The sequence below is a fragment of the Agrobacterium sp. OT33 genome, assembly GCF_017313365.1.
Lineage (GTDB): Bacteria > Pseudomonadota > Alphaproteobacteria > Rhizobiales > Rhizobiaceae > Agrobacterium > Agrobacterium rhizogenes_A.
On the sequence record NZ_JAFLMZ010000001.1, the window covers coordinates 130,994 to 145,127 of the forward strand.

Annotated in this window: 18 protein-coding genes; 13 read left to right on the forward strand and 5 right to left on the reverse strand. The window is 59.9% G+C overall.

Going from position 1 to position 14,134, the window contains the following annotated elements; all coding sequences use genetic code 11:
- Positions 1-18: 18 nt before the first annotated feature.
- Positions 19-882, reverse strand: coding sequence for a cytochrome c oxidase subunit II (gene coxB, locus JZX88_RS00675; RefSeq protein WP_210347371.1), 864 nt, complete (start codon positions 880-882; stop codon positions 19-21).
- A 446-nt stretch (positions 883-1,328) separates the two neighbouring features.
- Here coxB and JZX88_RS00680 point away from each other — a divergent pair, with 446 nt between their 5' ends.
- The 4 genes from JZX88_RS00680 to JZX88_RS00695 all read left to right on the forward strand — a co-directional run bounded on the left by JZX88_RS00680 (position 1,329) and on the right by JZX88_RS00695 (position 4,783).
- Positions 1,329-1,853, forward strand: coding sequence for an invasion associated locus B family protein (locus JZX88_RS00680; protein WP_003494243.1), 525 nt, complete (start codon positions 1,329-1,331; stop codon positions 1,851-1,853).
- A gap of 83 nt (positions 1,854-1,936) precedes the next feature.
- Positions 1,937-3,352 (forward strand): metalloprotease TldD, encoded by a 1,416-nt coding sequence (gene tldD / locus JZX88_RS00685; RefSeq protein ID WP_206912243.1) that lies wholly within the window; start codon positions 1,937-1,939, stop codon positions 3,350-3,352.
- Positions 3,353-3,678: 326 nt separating this feature from the next.
- Complete coding sequence (locus tag JZX88_RS00690) at positions 3,679-4,116, forward strand: VOC family protein (RefSeq protein WP_206912244.1); 438 nt, start codon at positions 3,679-3,681, stop codon at positions 4,114-4,116.
- 4 nt (positions 4,117-4,120) lie between these two features.
- Positions 4,121-4,783 (forward strand): HAD family phosphatase, encoded by a 663-nt coding sequence (locus tag JZX88_RS00695; RefSeq protein WP_206912245.1) that lies wholly within the window; start codon positions 4,121-4,123, stop codon positions 4,781-4,783.
- A 45-nt stretch (positions 4,784-4,828) separates the two neighbouring features.
- Here the strand turns inward: JZX88_RS00695 and JZX88_RS00700 are convergent, their stop codons facing one another.
- The gene (locus tag JZX88_RS00700) at positions 4,829-5,110 is read right to left on the reverse strand and encodes a tol-pal system YbgF family protein (RefSeq protein WP_246753413.1); all 282 of its coding nucleotides are present in this window, start codon (positions 5,108-5,110) and stop codon (positions 4,829-4,831) included.
- A 68-nt stretch (positions 5,111-5,178) separates the two neighbouring features.
- Here JZX88_RS00700 and JZX88_RS00705 point away from each other — a divergent pair, with 68 nt between their 5' ends.
- The gene (locus tag JZX88_RS00705) at positions 5,179-5,604 is read left to right on the forward strand and encodes a hypothetical protein (RefSeq protein ID WP_246753414.1); all 426 of its coding nucleotides are present in this window, start codon (positions 5,179-5,181) and stop codon (positions 5,602-5,604) included.
- Between the two features lie 22 nt (positions 5,605-5,626).
- Here JZX88_RS00705 and JZX88_RS00710 read toward each other — a convergent pair whose 3' ends face one another.
- A complete protein-coding gene (locus JZX88_RS00710) occupies positions 5,627-5,932 on the reverse strand; it encodes a MazG nucleotide pyrophosphohydrolase domain-containing protein (RefSeq protein ID WP_142855409.1) in 306 nt (101 codons plus the stop codon).
- Positions 5,933-6,083: 151 nt separating this feature from the next.
- On the opposite strand from JZX88_RS00710, the gene JZX88_RS00715 reads away from it, so the two are divergent.
- On the forward strand, positions 6,084-6,863 hold the full coding sequence (locus tag JZX88_RS00715) for a sulfite exporter TauE/SafE family protein (protein ID WP_206912248.1): 780 nt from the start codon (positions 6,084-6,086) through the stop codon (positions 6,861-6,863).
- 30 nt (positions 6,864-6,893) lie between these two features.
- Here JZX88_RS00715 and pdxH read toward each other — a convergent pair whose 3' ends face one another.
- Positions 6,894-7,514 (reverse strand): pyridoxamine 5'-phosphate oxidase, encoded by a 621-nt coding sequence (gene pdxH / locus JZX88_RS00720; RefSeq protein WP_206912249.1) that lies wholly within the window; start codon positions 7,512-7,514, stop codon positions 6,894-6,896.
- A gap of 56 nt (positions 7,515-7,570) precedes the next feature.
- On the opposite strand from pdxH, the gene JZX88_RS00725 reads away from it, so the two are divergent.
- From JZX88_RS00725 to JZX88_RS00740, 4 genes are all read left to right on the forward strand, one after another.
- Positions 7,571-8,020, forward strand: coding sequence for an RT0821/Lpp0805 family surface protein (locus JZX88_RS00725; RefSeq protein WP_065115038.1), 450 nt, complete (start codon positions 7,571-7,573; stop codon positions 8,018-8,020).
- Between the two features lie 212 nt (positions 8,021-8,232).
- The gene (locus JZX88_RS00730; RefSeq protein WP_206912250.1) at positions 8,233-9,348 is read left to right on the forward strand and encodes a DnaJ C-terminal domain-containing protein; all 1,116 of its coding nucleotides are present in this window, start codon (positions 8,233-8,235) and stop codon (positions 9,346-9,348) included.
- Between the two features lie 131 nt (positions 9,349-9,479).
- Positions 9,480-10,298: an enoyl-ACP reductase FabI gene (gene fabI, locus JZX88_RS00735; protein ID WP_065115037.1), complete on the forward strand. Its 819-nt coding sequence runs from the start codon at positions 9,480-9,482 to the stop codon at positions 10,296-10,298.
- Positions 10,299-10,330: 32 nt separating this feature from the next.
- Positions 10,331-10,924, forward strand: coding sequence for a histidine phosphatase family protein (locus tag JZX88_RS00740; RefSeq protein ID WP_065115036.1), 594 nt, complete (start codon positions 10,331-10,333; stop codon positions 10,922-10,924).
- A 161-nt stretch (positions 10,925-11,085) separates the two neighbouring features.
- Here the strand turns inward: JZX88_RS00740 and JZX88_RS00745 are convergent, their stop codons facing one another.
- Positions 11,086-11,346, reverse strand: coding sequence for a DUF1344 domain-containing protein (locus JZX88_RS00745; RefSeq protein WP_006309807.1), 261 nt, complete (start codon positions 11,344-11,346; stop codon positions 11,086-11,088).
- A gap of 83 nt (positions 11,347-11,429) precedes the next feature.
- On the opposite strand from JZX88_RS00745, the gene JZX88_RS00750 reads away from it, so the two are divergent.
- The 3 genes from JZX88_RS00750 to ribB are packed head-to-tail and all read left to right on the forward strand — an operon-like array spanning position 11,430 to position 13,994.
- Positions 11,430-11,795, forward strand: a complete 366-nt coding sequence (locus JZX88_RS00750) for a hypothetical protein (protein ID WP_206912251.1) — start codon at positions 11,430-11,432, stop codon at positions 11,793-11,795.
- The gene (aroC, locus tag JZX88_RS00755) at positions 11,785-12,882 is read left to right on the forward strand and encodes a chorismate synthase (RefSeq protein ID WP_206912252.1); all 1,098 of its coding nucleotides are present in this window, start codon (positions 11,785-11,787) and stop codon (positions 12,880-12,882) included. The genes JZX88_RS00750 and aroC overlap by 11 nt, the downstream gene beginning before the upstream one ends.
- A gap of 11 nt (positions 12,883-12,893) precedes the next feature.
- Positions 12,894-13,994: a 3,4-dihydroxy-2-butanone-4-phosphate synthase gene (gene ribB / locus JZX88_RS00760; protein ID WP_065115034.1), complete on the forward strand. Its 1,101-nt coding sequence runs from the start codon at positions 12,894-12,896 to the stop codon at positions 13,992-13,994.
- Positions 13,995-14,134 lie beyond the last annotated feature (140 nt).

The following is a 14,134-nucleotide window of genomic DNA, read 5'->3' on the forward strand; positions in this document are numbered from 1 at the left end:
TGTCCTCACTCCAAGTCGTCAGTTGGTTTCGTTGGCGGCAACGTCAACCGTGCGCGGAGCGCCGTCGACGGAGGCCATCAGTGCCCGGTTCGCGCCGTTCAGATCGGAAGCGGCGGCGGCGTGCCAGGCGTTATACTGCTGTTCGGAAACCACCCGAATGGCGATGGGCATGAAGGCGTGGTCCTTGCCGCAAAGCTCGGAACATTGGCCGTAATAAAGGCCTTCCTTCTCCGGCTTGAACCAGGTTTCGTTGAGGCGGCCCGGAACGGCGTCGATCTTGACGCCGAAAGCCGGCATGGCGAAGGCGTGGATGACGTCGGTCGGCGCCGCCGTCACCAGAAGGCGCACGGTCTTGCCGACAGGAACGACCATTTCATTGTCGACCGCGAGAAGACGCGGATAGCGGGCCTTGTCCTCCTTGCCCGCGGCAGCGCGATCCTGATCCTTCAGCATGTAACTGTCGAAGGAGAGCGGCTCGGCGCCCTCGGCCGCGGCATATTCATAGCTCCACAGCCATTGCGTGGCGGTTGCCTTCAGCGTCAGGTCCGGGTTTTCCGGCTGCGTCAGCTGCGCGTTCAGAAGATTGAACGAGGGGAAAGCGAGGAACAGGAGAATGAGAACAGGCGCGAGCGTCCACACCACCTCGATCGTGGTGTTGTGGCTGGTCTTGGAAGCCACCGGGTTTTTCGCGGCGCGGAACTTCAGGGCAACGATGATGAGCAGCGCAAGAACGAAAAGCGTAACCGGAACAATGAACCACAATGTATATTGTTCGAACCAGCGTATTTCGTGCATGATCGGCGTGGCGGCCTCCTGCATGCCCATTTGCCAATGCACCGGCTGATCGGCGTGGGCGCCGACAGCCGTGAGCAGACAGGTCATCCCCGCCAGTGCTGCGTAAATCCTATTCCTCACGGTACCCTCTCCCTCACGCGTCTGATCTAGATCAATCACAGACGCAGAATCCATGCTTATGGTACTAACTTCAAACCACAGTTTGTCCTCTGCCGCAATATGCGTCGGGACACGGATGTCAGCCAATTTTGCCATTGGTCAATTGGCGGTCGACTTTCCCGCACTCCGCACCCCGATGGATAGGCCGCGACCGCTTTCAAACAGTCAGAATGCGGCACAAGCCCTTCTTTCAGAGGGTTTTGCAGCCTGCCAGCCCAGGCCGGAGGTGGGGTGGCGGGCGGAGAAATTACGCACATGAACAAAGCGGAAAGGTCCTATTTCCGCCCAACTCCGCTGGAATTGAAGGCCCGAGGCTTTTTTTTCCGGATTATGGCGTCAAAATAGCCGCACTGATTCGAATCCCAGAGGTATCCATGCGTCTTTCCCCGCTCGCGCGCACTTTTCTTGCCGCCGCCGGTCTTGCCATCATCGCCCCCGCCGCAGCGGCGCTGGCGCAACAGCAGCCGCCCGGCACGCCGAAGTCGACGCATGGCGCATGGTCTGTCATCTGCGACAAGCCGGCCGGCGCATCCGAAGAGCAATGCGCCCTGATGCAGAACGTGATTGCCGACGACCGCCCGGAAGTGGGGCTTTCGGTGGTGGTGCTGAAGACCGCCGACCGCAAGTCGCGCATCCTGCGTATCCTCGCGCCGCTTGGCGTGCTGCTGAAGGATGGCATGGAGCTCTATATCGACAATAATAATATCGGCCGCGCCTATTTCACCCGCTGCTTCTCAGAAGGCTGCTATGTGGAAGTGGATATTGACGACGAGCTGCTGAAGGTTCTGCGCGCTGGCAAGGCCGCCGTTTTTGCGCTGCGTGAATCCGTCGATCAGGACCGCGTCGGCATTCCGATCGAGCTGACCGGCTTTGCCGAAGGCTACGACGCGCTTCCTTAAGGCCTCGCCGGTAACGGGCAGCCTTGCGTCTGCCCGCTCCAGTGCCTAAATCGGTCATTGAACGATAATGACTGGAGCCTCCCATGACCGACGATCTTGTAAAACTCTTCGATTGCGATGAAACGCAATTGCGCAAGCTCGTCGCAGAGGCGCTTGCCGGCGCCGACGATGGCGAACTCTTCATCGAACATGCCCAGGCCGAATCACTGACCTTCGACAATGGCCGGCTCAAGGGCGGCTCCTTCAACACCGATCAGGGTTTTGGCCTGCGCGCCGTTGCCGGCGAGACGGTGGGTTACGCCCATGCCGGTGAGCTTTCCGAAGGTGCGCTGAAGCGCGCTTCGGATGCGGTGGGCGCCGTCACGCGCGGATATTCCGGTTCCTATGCCGCCGCACCCCAGCGTACCAACAAGAAGCTCTATGGCGACGAAAACCCGATCGGCAGCCCGAGCTTTGAGGAAAAGGTGAAGCTGCTCACCGATATCGATGCCTATCTGCGTGATAAGGACCCGAACGTCCGGCAGGTGACGGCGACGATTTCCGCAAGCTGGCAGGTGGTGGATATTCTGCGCGCCGATGGGCATCGCGTCAGCGATATCCGCCCGATGACCCGCATCAATATTTCCGTCGTCGCCGGCGAAGGCGACCGGCAGGAAAGCGGCTCTTACGGCATTGGCGGCCGCGTCGGCTTCGGCGATTTCATTACCACGGAAAGCTGGCAGCGCGGCGCGGATGAGGCGCTGCGCCAGGCGCTCGTCAACCTGACCGCCATCGATGCACCGGCCGGCACCATGGATGTGGTGCTGAGCTCCGGCTGGCCGGGCGTGATGCTGCATGAAGCGGTCGGTCACGGTCTGGAAGGCGATTTCAACCGCAAGAAGACCTCGGCCTTTGCCGGCCTGATGGGCGAGATGGTGGCCGCCCCCGGCGTGACCGTCGTGGATGACGGCACCATCGACAGCCGTCGCGGTTCGCTCACCATCGACGACGAAGGAACGCCATCCGCTTATAATGTACTGATCGAGAATGGCAGGCTGGTAGGTTATATGCAGGACCGCCAGAATGCCCGGCTGATGGGCGCGAAGGCCACCGGCAACGGCCGCCGGCAGGGTTATGCCCATGTGCCGATGCCGCGCATGACCAATACCTACATGCTCTCCGGCGACAAGACACCGGAAGAGATCATCGCCTCGGTCAAAAAGGGCATCTATGCCGTGTCCTTCGGTGGCGGACAGGTGGATATCACCTCAGGCAAATTCGTATTCGGCTGCACCGAGGCTTACCTCATCGAAAACGGCAGGATCGGCGCGCCGTTGAAGGGCGCCATGCTGATCGGCAACGGGCCTGATGCGATGAAGCGCGTCTCGATGATCGGCAATGATTCCAAACTGGATACGGGCATCGGCAATTGCGGCAAGGCCGGGCAATGGGTGCCGGTCGGCGTTGGCCAGCCGCATCTGCGCATGGACCAGATCACCGTCGGCGGTACGAAGGCGTAAGGAATTCGGAGTTGGATCACTGCGGTCTGTCCCAAATTCCGTCATACCGGCCCTGAGCCGGTATCCAGCCGACGCGCGTCTGCGCGGCGAGAAGCGTGTTGTCCGCCCAAGGACTTGGGCTGGCTGGATGCCGGATCTGGTCCGGCATGACGGCAGAGAGAGTTGCGGTCACGCGAAATGTTGAGCCTGCCGCAGCAATCCCAGCCCATAACCTTCCACATGGCTGCCATGATGAGGTTTCCTCTGGCACCTCACCGAGAAGACGATAAGATCACCCTCACGGCAGGCCCTCCTCCCCCGTCGGGCCTGCGCGGCACAAGGAGACCATGACCATCATACGCAATGCCCTCGTCCCGGAACTTGCCGTCACCGACTGGCTGAAAAGCCGCGCCTTTTATTGCGACCTGATCGGTTTTCATGTGGTTTATGAGCGTCCCGAGGAGGGCTTCGCCTATCTCGCGCTCGATGAGGCGCAGGTGATGATCGACCAGATCGGTGCGACCCGGACCTTCGTGGCTGATAATGCCAGGCTGGAATTTCCGCTGGGTCGCGGCATGAACCTGCAGCTCGCCGTTCCTTCCCTGCAACCCATTCTCACGCGGCTGGAGCGGTCTTCGATCGACCTCGTCCTGGCGCCGGAAGAGAAGTGGTACAGGCGCGGCACGGTCGAGGTCGGCAATCGGCAATTCATCGTCGCCGATCCGGACGGTTATCTCATCCGCCCGTTCGAGAGCCTGGGCGAACGCCCCTTCCGGTTCGGTTAAGCCCATGCTGCCCTTTCGCCCGCATGCGGTTGTTTTCGACATGGACGGATTGCTGATTGAAAGCGAGGTGCTTTATCGCGATTCATTTCTGGCGGCTTCGGAGGAAGGCGGCCATGGAATGCAGGTCGAAACCTACCAGAAAGTCTGTGGCAGTCCCTGGGATGTCATCACCGGCACCATCTTTGCCGATTACGGCGCGGATTTTCCCATGGATGCTTTTCGCGACGCGTGGCTGCGGCATCTTGGTGTGATGATGGCGGAGGGTGTGGCGCTGAAACCTGGCGTCGCCGAAATCCTCGATCTTCTCGACCGGCTGGATATCCGCCGCGCCATCGCAACATCTTCCCAGCACACATCGGTCACACGCCATCTCGGCCCTTACGATCTTCTCAGGCGCTTCGACACCATCGTGGCGCGCGGCGATTATACCGAACCGAAACCCGCACCCATGCCCTATCTCACCGCCGCAAAGCGCCTCGGCCTCGAGCCGGGCCGCTGCCTTGCGCTGGAGGATTCCTATTCCGGCGTCCGCTCAGCCTCTTCGGCCGGCATGATGACGATCATGGTGCCGGATGTGGCGCCGCCGACCGAGGAAATGCGGGAAAAGTGCGTTGCCGTCATGGGCGATCTCCATGCGGTGGCCAGTCTGTTGCTGCGGGTCGTGTAAGCTGAGGAAACAGGGAGAATCCAGTAAAACGCTTCAATCACGCCGCTACACGATATCGTCTATGCCGACCCGCTGAAGCCGTTTACGACTCTCCGTCGACAGCAGCCTTACTTCCGGATTTTCCTCCACCGCCCGTCCGTACCAATATTTGGCGGCGTGCAAATCCCCAAGCTTTTCGTAGCACTCGCCGAGCTTTTCACCCAGATAACCAGCATCCAGAGAAGGATCTCCATCGGCCATAAACAAATATATTTTTATGGCGTCTGCGATGTTGCCGGAACCAAATAATTCTTTTGCACGCTGCTCCAGACGGTTAAAATCGAACATCGGCATTTCCCCGCACTACTTCATCCTTAGATGAAATTGGCCCTTGTTTTTCTTGATACAAGATTTTCATGTATGTGTTTTATAGAGCAAGCAGCGCTGGAGACAAAAACCCAACCATGCTCGCCTCAGCCGCCATCCTCGCAACGGTCATATTACTCGCACTCACCGGGTTTCAGTTGGCGCTCCTGGCCGGCGTGCCCCTCGGGCATTTCGCGTGGGGCGGTCAACACAGGGTGTTGCCGGTCGTCCTGCGGATATCCAGCTTGTTCGCCATCACGATATATGCACTCATCACATCGATTTTGCTGCAAAAGGCAGCTCTTTTCTCCTTTTGGCCTGAATCATGGATTGGCGCCGGCATCTGGATCATGACGGGATATCTGGCGCTTGGCATACCGCTGAACGCCATGTCCCGCAGCCGTCCAGAACGGCTGGTGATGACGCCAGCGGCTGCCATTCTTACAATCCTGTTTTTGATCGTCGCGCTGTCGTAATCGCAGTGATCTCACGCAGCAGTCAGCCTCCCGGCCGGAAACGCCATTTTCGCTCGATCGCTCCTTCAATATCGAGACCGTTATAATGGGCCAGCAATAGCACATGGCCGAGGAGATCGGCGGTTTCGTCGGCCAGATCCCGCTTCATCTCCTCTTTGCTCCTGCCCTTGATGCGCCCCCGCCCCGTCAGCCGGTTCCAGGCCTGCGTGACCTCGCCAATCTCTTCCTGAAGCTTCAGCATGTACCAGTCCGGGTCGCGGAATATTCCGTTTTCAGCAGCATATTTTTGCGAGGCCTCTTCAAACCGACGCATCATGTCAGCAAACATTTGTTCATCCTTTGTTCGTGCGTTACAACTCTAACCACGATTCTCCGGCCGCGTCGATCCGAAAGGATGTTTCGCGGCCTTGAACGGAAATCTCCGCGACAGATGCCCGCCGTCGCGATAGGAACAGTCATTCGAAACAGTGCCGTCACCCATGCCTTATCTCGATTTTTTCTCGTCCCTCATCACCGCCCATAGCCCGTCGCTGCTGGCCATGTTTGCGGGTGCGGCGTTTCTCGCCGGCCTTGCCCGCGGCTTTTCCGGCTTCGGCGCAGCACTCATCTTCATTCCGCTGGCAAGCGCGATCGTCGGGCCGCGCATTGCATCAGCGGTTCTGCTGGTGGTGGACGGCGTGTTGACGCTTGGCATGATACCGCCAGCGTTTCGCATGGCGGACCGGCGCGAGGTTTTCACCATGGCGGCAGGCGCACTTGTCGGCGTGCCGCTTGGAACCCTGCTGCTTTCCCATGGCGATCCGTTGACCCTGCGCTGGATCATTTCCACCGTGGTCGTTGTGCTTCTGTTGTTTCTGCTGTCCGGCTGGCGGTATAGCGGGCGGCCGAAGACGCCTCTGACCCTGTTTACCGGGTTTCTGGCCGGGCTGTTTTCGGGTGCGGCACAACTGGGCGGGCCGCCCGTGGTTGCCTATTGGCTTGGCGGGGCGCTCAAAGGCGCCTTCGTGCGCGCCAATGTCATTCTTTATTTCGCGGTTTCGACCGTGATTTCGACGGCAAGCTATTTTTTCGGTGGTCTTTTCACCGCCGATGTCTTCGTTTTTTTCCTGCTGGCCCTGCCGTTTTACGCGGCGGGCCTCTATGCCGGCGCGCGCCTGCATGGCCTTGCCGACGAGGCGGCGTTCAGGCGCATCTGTTACGGCCTGATCGCCATTTCCGCCGTCATCGGCCTGCCGCTGTTCGATTCGCTGTTGAAATAGGCAGGCCGCACCGGCCTGCCCTCCCCGCCGTCAAGGATACATACGAACCTTGGACCATGCCGCATCCGGCGTCTCGCGGCGGAATTCGACGCGGTCGTGCAGGCGGAACTTGCGGTCGTGCCAGAATTCGATGCTGACCGGGCGAATGCGGAAACCGGACCAGTAGGGCGGGCGCGGAATATCGCCAATGGCATATTTGGCGGTATATTCGGCCACCGCCTTTTCCAGCGCGAAACGGCCTTCCAGCGGTCGCGACTGTTTGGAGGCCCAGGCGCCTATGCGGCTGCCGCGCGGGCGGGAGGCGTAATAGGCATCCGCCTCCGCATCCGTGACGATTTCCACCTCGCCGCGCAGGCGCACCTGCCGGCGGAGACTCTTCCAGTGGAAACACATGGCCGCTTTTTTCTGGCCAAGAATCTCCCGGCCCTTCTGGCTTTCGAAATTGGTGTAGAAGACGAAACCGCGATCGTCGACGTCCTTCAACAGCACCATGCGCACATTCGGCAGGCCGTTTTCATCGACGGTTGCGAGCGCTACCGCGTTCGGATCGTTGATTTCGGAAGCCGTCGCATCCTTCAGCCATTCGGCAAAAAGGGTGAAAGGTTCATTTTCTTCCGTGAAGTCACTGGATGTTAACTCCGTTTCCGACATATTGACTAAAATGCTCCCGAGCTGATTTGGACCCCAGAGATGATCTCTGGTGAAAGATGGTGACCGTCATAGCAAAGTCGAACAGTCGAACAAAGAGCCTCCTTTCGTCGATAGCGGAAGTTTCCGCCGTCGTGTCAATGCTTGTGGTGCTGAGCGGATGTGTCAGCCTCGATCTGTTCGGCGGCGACAAGGTCGACCGCTCGCTTTCCACGGCTTCCGTTCCCAACCAGCCCAACAATGCCGCACAGACCGACGATGCGACCATCCGCAACGCGGTGACATCGGCCGATCTTGCCAAGCTTGCCGATCAGCCGCTGCCCTGGGCCAATGCCGCCACCGGCAGTGCCGGCGTTGTCACCGCCATTCACGAAGACAAGTCCAGCGGCTTCGTCTGCCGCGATTTCAGGACGACACGCCACTCCTTCGAGGGCGTCGCGGCTTATGCCGGCCAGGCCTGCCTGTCGGAAACCGGCGAATGGCTGCTCACCCGCTTCGAACAGAAATAATCTATTTACCTTGGCGCATGGAATAAAGCCGGGTGCTGCGCGGCGCGCTTCCTGCGTAAAGGAGTGATTAGCAACTTATTGCAACAGTCGACGTTGATTAAACCGAGGGCGTGCAGGCGAATGATCGCGGGCATCCCTTTTCGGAGGGGTTAGTTTCAGGATTGCGCCATGAAAGGCGGCAGGCGCCTGAGCCAACGTAACTGGTGTTTCGCATGCGCGATCCATATTCGATCCTCGGCGTGAAACGTGACGCCCGCCATGAGGAAATCAAGGCCGCCTGGCGCACGAAGGCGAAAACCGTCCATCCGGACGCCAATCGCGACGACCCCGATGCGTCGGCGCGATTCGCCGAGATCGGGCAGGCCTATGATCTCCTGAAAGACCCCAAGAAGCGCGATCTTTACGATCAGGCCCGCAAGGCGGCCGAGAAGAAGCAACGCGGCGAAACCATCATGCAACAGCGGGAAGCGGCGCGCGAGGCTGCCGAACGCGCCAAGGCCGCTGAAAAGCTGATGGAGGAACTGGCCCGCGCGGATGCCCGCAACCGGGCGCAAAACGGCCAGAGGGCCGACGCGAAGGCGGAAACGGCGGAGGATGTGGTCGAGCGGATTTTCGGCGCCGAGGCGCAGAACGATCCCAAGGTGCAGCAGGCGGCGGAAGCGGCGAAGGCCGCGGCCAGCGCAGCGAAAGGCGACGCGCCGGCAAGCGGCGAGACGCTTCAGCCCGGCGCGGGTGACGACAAATCCGTCCCCTCCTCGCTTGCCGCCAATCTTTTCAGCGCACTCGTGCGCCGGTTCCGCACACCACAGCCGGTTCCCGAAAAGGCACCCGACATCACGGCGGAAGCCACCGTCACGGTCGCCGATTTTCTGGAGCGCAGATGGATCACGGTGGCGCTTGCCGACGAACGTGAAGTGCGTTTCCAGCTTGAAGCCGGCATGACGGACGGCCATGTGGTGCGGCTGAAGGGACAGGGGCTGAAGCTCCCCAACATGGCCCGTGGTGATCTGGCCGTGACCCTGCTTTCGGCCCGCGACGACACCTTTTCCCTTCGTGGCTTCGATATTCACACCACGCTCCCGCTCTCGCTCAGCGATGCGGTTCTCGGCTGCGAAACGAAAGTCCGCACGCCGCTTGGCGAAGAAAATCTCACCATTCCGGCCTGGTCGGGTTCGGATCGCGTGCTGCGGCTTGCCGGCAAAGGCCTTGCCGACGGCACGGGCGGACAGGGCGATCTTGTCATAGAATTGCGCATCATCCTGCTTGAAAAGCCGGACGAGAAGGTGACCGACCTCATGCGGCACATGCGCGAAGGCCTCTATTTGTGAAAGTTTTGCAAATAGCCGGGACAACGCACCCTTTGTTACGCTCCCTAACAGTTGATGATCTTTGGCAATCTTGAACAGGATTGCAGCCTATGCCATAGGCAGGATCAATCGAAAGTATCAGGGAGCATAAAATGGCTCAGGCATCCGGCCTCATGGCTGGCAAACGCGGCCTCATCATGGGCGTCGCCAATAATCGTTCAATCGCTTGGGGCATTGCAAAGGCCTGCGCGGATGCAGGTGCGGAACTCGCACTCACCTGGCAGGGCGATGCGCTGAAGAAGCGCGTCGAGCCGCTCGCACAGGAACTCGGCGCCTTCATGGCCGGCCACTGTGACGTGACCGATCTCGAGACGATCGACGCCGTTTTTGCTTCGCTGGAAAAGCACTGGGGCAAGATCGACTTCGTCGTGCACGCCATTGCGTTTTCCGACAAGGACGAGCTGACGGGCCGTTACCTCGACACCAGCCGCGACAATTTCAACCGCACGATGGATATTTCCGTCTTCTCGCTGGCCGCCGTCGCCAAGCGTGCCGAGCCTGTCATGAATGATGGCGGCTCGATCATCACGCTCACCTATTACGGTGCCGAGAAGGTCATGCCGAACTACAACGTCATGGGCGTGGCCAAGGCCGCTCTCGAGGCCAGCGTGCGTTATCTCGCCGTCGACCTCGGCAATCGCGGCATCCGCGTCAACGCCGTTTCCGCTGGCCCGATCAAGACGCTTGCCGCTTCCGGCATCGGCGACTTCCGTTATATTCTCAAGTGGAACGAATATAATGCGCCGCTGAAGCGCACGGTTTCCATCGAGGAAGTCGGCAAGTCGGCACTTTACCTGCTGTCCGATCTTTCGACCGCGGTGACCGGTGAAATCCACCATGTCGATTCCGGTTATCACACCATCGGCATGAAGGCGGTGGATGCGCCTGACATTTCGGTGGTGAAGGACTGACCATCAGGGATGCTTGAAACAGGGGTATCGCCTTGCTCGTCTATGTGATCCGGCACGGACAAACGGACTGGAATGCGATACGCCGGCTTCAGGGCCAGAAAGACATTCCGCTCAACGATTTCGGCCGCCAGCAGGCGGTCGGCAATGGCAGACTGCTCGCCCATTTGCTCGGCGAGCAGGCCACGGATTTCGACTATGTGGCAAGCCCGCTCGGGCGCACGCGCGAAACCATGGAACTGATGCGCGGCGCGATGGGCCTCGACCCCCTTGCCTACCGCACCGACGACCGCCTGATCGAAGTTTCCTTCGGCGACTGGGAGGGGCAGACCCTGCCGGAACTCAAAAAAGAGTTTCCTGACCGGGTGAAGGCGCGCAAGGCCAACAAGTGGGATTTCATCCCCCCCGGCCAGGACGCCGAAAGCTATGAAATCCTCTCCTGGCGCATCGGCGCATGGCTCTCCTCCGTGGACAGGCCGACAGTCTGCGTCTGCCACGGCGGCGTCATCCGCTCGATCTTCCGGCTGGTGTCAGGCATGGACAAGGATGAGGCATCACGCACGCAAATCCCGCAGGACCGGATTTTGAAGGTTGAGATCGACCGGAATAGTGCGGAGTGGGTGTCGTGAGGGTCTACGGAGCATAACCCTCCGCACCGTCCTCCCTGATACGCTTTTATTTGGCTAAACGTCGCCACTCATTTCTTCTCCCCGCCGGGGAGAAGAAAGCTAGATGCACCCGCTCGTTTCACAACGGAGGTTTGGCACAAGGGCTGAGTAAGGGGCTGGTCTTACTCAACGACCTGAAGATCGTCGACCACGCGTTTCCCATCCACTTCCGTGTAGAAAACCACGACCTTCACGCCCGCCTTCAGGCCTTCAAAGTTGAACTCTTCCGGCACGCGATAGGTCTTGCCGTCGTTGAGCGTAATGCTCAGCCCGTTCGCATCGATCTTGCTGATCGTGCCTTCCACGTCGACGCTCTGGGCGAAGCTGTTGATGGGCATCAGCAGGTTGGCGGTGGCCAGAAGGGCGGCAATCATCATACGCATCGATCTAGCTTTCGTGGATTTGCGTGAAAACCTTACATGCATGAAGAATTGCCTTTCGAATGTGGCGGAAATTGCCCGCAACCATGACATTTTCGGCCCAATTGATGAACGGATTTGGGATCGTGTTCAAGCCGTTAGTGATTTTTACACCGCATTTCGCAGCAATATTGGAAAACTGCGGATTAGCGTGGAAAACGACGGCGCTTTTACATTTTCGTCATTTCGAAAAACATCTTCGCCCGGTGCGAATCGCCGCCCCCAACCTCAGTAATGTGCGTGCCACAGGGATGAGGGCAGAGAGCTGCCATAGCCCGCACCGCACTTATCCGGCCACTGAGAAAGAAAGGCTTTTGCCTTGCCCGGATTTTCCACTAAGACAAATTCGCTTGTTTCAAACGGCGCTGTCCACAGGCGCCCTGTTTTCCGGTTTTGAGAACTATGTCGCATAACAGCTTCGGTCATCTATTTCGCGTTACCACCTGGGGAGAAAGCCACGGGCCGGCACTCGGCTGCGTGGTGGACGGCTGCCCGCCCGGCCTGCGGTTTACCCTTGCCGAAGTGCAGCACTGGATGGACAAGCGCAAACCCGGCCAGAGCCGTTTCGTCACCCAGCGTCGCGAGGATGATATCGTCAAGGTTCTTTCCGGCGTGATGCTGGATGAGGACGGCGAGACGATGATAACGACGGGCACGCCGATTTCCATGCTGATCGAAAACACCGACCAGCGTTCCAAGGATTATGGCGAGATCGCCAAGCGATTCCGCCCCGGCCATGCGGATTTCACCTATGATCTGAAATACGGCATTCGCGACTATCGCGGCGGCGGGCGTTCTTCCGCGCGAGAGACGGCGGCGCGTGTCGCCGCCGGTGCGATCGCCCGCAAGGTGGTGCCAAGCCTCAATGTGCGCGGCGCGCTGGTGCAGATCGGCAAGCACAAGATCAACCGCGATAACTGGGATTGGAATCAGGTCGACCAGAACCCGTTCTTCTGCCCTGACGCCGCCATGGTGCCAGTCTGGGAGGATTATCTCGACGGCATCCGCAAAGCCGGCTCCTCCATCGGCGCGGTTGTCGAAGTGGTGGCGGAAGGCGTTCCCGCCGGCATCGGCGCTCCCATTTATGCCAAGCTCGATCAGGATATCGCCTCCAGCCTGATGTCGATCAACGCCGTCAAGGGCGTGGAAATCGGCGAGGGTTTCGCCTCGGCCGAGCTTTCCGGCGAGGAAAATGCCGACCAGATGCGCATGGGCAATGACGGCAAGCCGATCTTCCTGTCCAACCACGCCGGCGGCATTCTGGGCGGCATCGCGACCGGTGAGCCCGTCATCGCCCGCTTCGCCATCAAGCCCACCTCCTCCATTCTGACGGAGCGCCTGTCGATCGATACCGACGGCAATAATGTGGATGTGCGCACCAAGGGCCGCCACGACCCCTGCGTCGGCATTCGCGCGGTGCCGATTGGTGAGGCAATGGTGGCCTGCACCGTTGCCGACCATTATCTGAGGGATCGCGGCCAGACCGGCCGTTTGAAATAAGGGGGATCGTCATGGCCTATGACCAGAAACGCGTCGTGGACGCCATCCGCGCTTTCGAAGCCGGTGAAATCGTTGTCGTGACCGACGATGACGACCGCGAGAATGAAGGCGATCTGATCATTTCGGCGGTTCACTGCACGCCTGAAAAAATGGCGCTGATCGTGCGCCATACCTCGGGCATCGTCTGCGCGCCAATGCCGCGCGAGGAGGCCAAGCGGCTGAACCTCAACGCCATGGTGGCGGAAAATGACAGCGCCCATACGACGGCCTTCACCGTCAGCGTCGATTTCAAGCACGGCACAACGACGGGTATTTCCGCCGATGACCGCACACTGACGGTGCGCAATCTCGCCAATCCCAATGTCGGCGCTTCCGATTTCACCCGGCCGGGCCATATATTCCCGCTGATTTCCCGCGAGGGCGGCGTGTTGATGCGTTCCGGCCATACCGAAGCGGCGGTCGATCTCTGCCGTCTCGCCGGCCTGCCGCCCATCGGCGTCATCAGCGAACTGGTGAATGATGATGGCAGCGTGATGCGCGGTCCGCAGGTTCTGGATTTCGCCGACAAACACGGCATGAAACACGTTTCGGTCGCCGATCTCATCGCCTATCGCCAGCGTAAGGAAACGCTGGTGGAGATGGAATCCTCCTTCACCATCGAAACGCCCTTCGGGCCGGCCAAGGCGCAGACCTATTCCCTGCCCTGGGATCCGATGCAGCACATGGCGGTGATTTTCGGCGATATCCGCGATGGCATTGACATTCCCGTTCGCCTGCACCCCGAAAACGTCGCCGACGACGTTTTCGGCGACCGCCAGCCGGTGCGGCATTATATGCAGAAGATCGCCGAGGAAGGCCGCGGCGTCATCGTCTATCTGCGCGAAGGCTCCGTTGGCGTTGGCCAGGTTGCCGGACGCCGCAAGGCGCGTGACCCGGACGAAGCGCACGCCCAGGCCCGTTCGCGCGAAAACGAATGGCTGGAAATCGGTCTCGGCGCGCAGATCCTCAAGGATCTCGGCATCAGCTCCATCAAGCTGCTGACCACCCGCGAACGGCATTATGTCGGGCTTGAAGGCTTCGGCATCCAGATTTCGGCGACGGATATCTGCTGATTTTGGGGGTTTGCGAGAGCGCTTCGGTTGGTGTGCTCTCCGTCCGCTCGGCGTCATCCTCGGCCTTGTGCCGAGGATCCATCCCGCAGTTCCCGACGTGACATGCTTGAGATGTTCCAGACACATGGAGTCATGAGCAC

Excerpts from the sequence above, each read along its gene's own strand:
- JZX88_RS00725 (WP_065115038.1), top strand. The coding sequence starts at position 7,571 with ATGGTGACCGTCATAGCAAAGTCGAACAGTCGAACAAAGAGCCTCCTT.
- JZX88_RS00690 (WP_206912244.1), top strand. The coding sequence starts at position 3,679 with ATGACCATCATACGCAATGCCCTCGTCCCGGAACTTGCCGTCACCGAC.
- fabI (WP_065115037.1), top strand. The coding sequence starts at position 9,480 with ATGGCTCAGGCATCCGGCCTCATGGCTGGCAAACGCGGCCTCATCATG.
- coxB (WP_210347371.1), bottom strand. The coding sequence starts at position 882 with ATGACCTGTCTGCTCACGGCTGTCGGCGCCCACGCCGATCAGCCGGTG.
- ribB (WP_065115034.1), top strand. The coding sequence starts at position 12,894 with ATGGCCTATGACCAGAAACGCGTCGTGGACGCCATCCGCGCTTTCGAA.
- JZX88_RS00680 (WP_003494243.1), top strand. The coding sequence starts at position 1,329 with ATGCGTCTTTCCCCGCTCGCGCGCACTTTTCTTGCCGCCGCCGGTCTT.
- aroC (WP_206912252.1), top strand. The coding sequence starts at position 11,785 with ATGTCGCATAACAGCTTCGGTCATCTATTTCGCGTTACCACCTGGGGA.
- pdxH (WP_206912249.1), bottom strand. The coding sequence starts at position 7,514 with ATGTCGGAAACGGAGTTAACATCCAGTGACTTCACGGAAGAAAATGAA.
- JZX88_RS00715 (WP_206912248.1), top strand. The coding sequence starts at position 6,084 with ATGCCTTATCTCGATTTTTTCTCGTCCCTCATCACCGCCCATAGCCCG.
- tldD (WP_206912243.1), top strand. The coding sequence starts at position 1,937 with ATGACCGACGATCTTGTAAAACTCTTCGATTGCGATGAAACGCAATTG.
- JZX88_RS00710 (WP_142855409.1), bottom strand. The coding sequence starts at position 5,932 with ATGTTTGCTGACATGATGCGTCGGTTTGAAGAGGCCTCGCAAAAATAT.
- JZX88_RS00730 (WP_206912250.1), top strand. The coding sequence starts at position 8,233 with ATGCGCGATCCATATTCGATCCTCGGCGTGAAACGTGACGCCCGCCAT.
- JZX88_RS00750 (WP_206912251.1), top strand. The coding sequence starts at position 11,430 with ATGACATTTTCGGCCCAATTGATGAACGGATTTGGGATCGTGTTCAAG.
- JZX88_RS00695 (WP_206912245.1), top strand. The coding sequence starts at position 4,121 with ATGCTGCCCTTTCGCCCGCATGCGGTTGTTTTCGACATGGACGGATTG.
- JZX88_RS00700 (WP_246753413.1), bottom strand. The coding sequence starts at position 5,110 with ATGTTCGATTTTAACCGTCTGGAGCAGCGTGCAAAAGAATTATTTGGT.
- JZX88_RS00705 (WP_246753414.1), top strand. The coding sequence starts at position 5,179 with ATGTATGTGTTTTATAGAGCAAGCAGCGCTGGAGACAAAAACCCAACC.
- JZX88_RS00745 (WP_006309807.1), bottom strand. The coding sequence starts at position 11,346 with ATGCGTATGATGATTGCCGCCCTTCTGGCCACCGCCAACCTGCTGATG.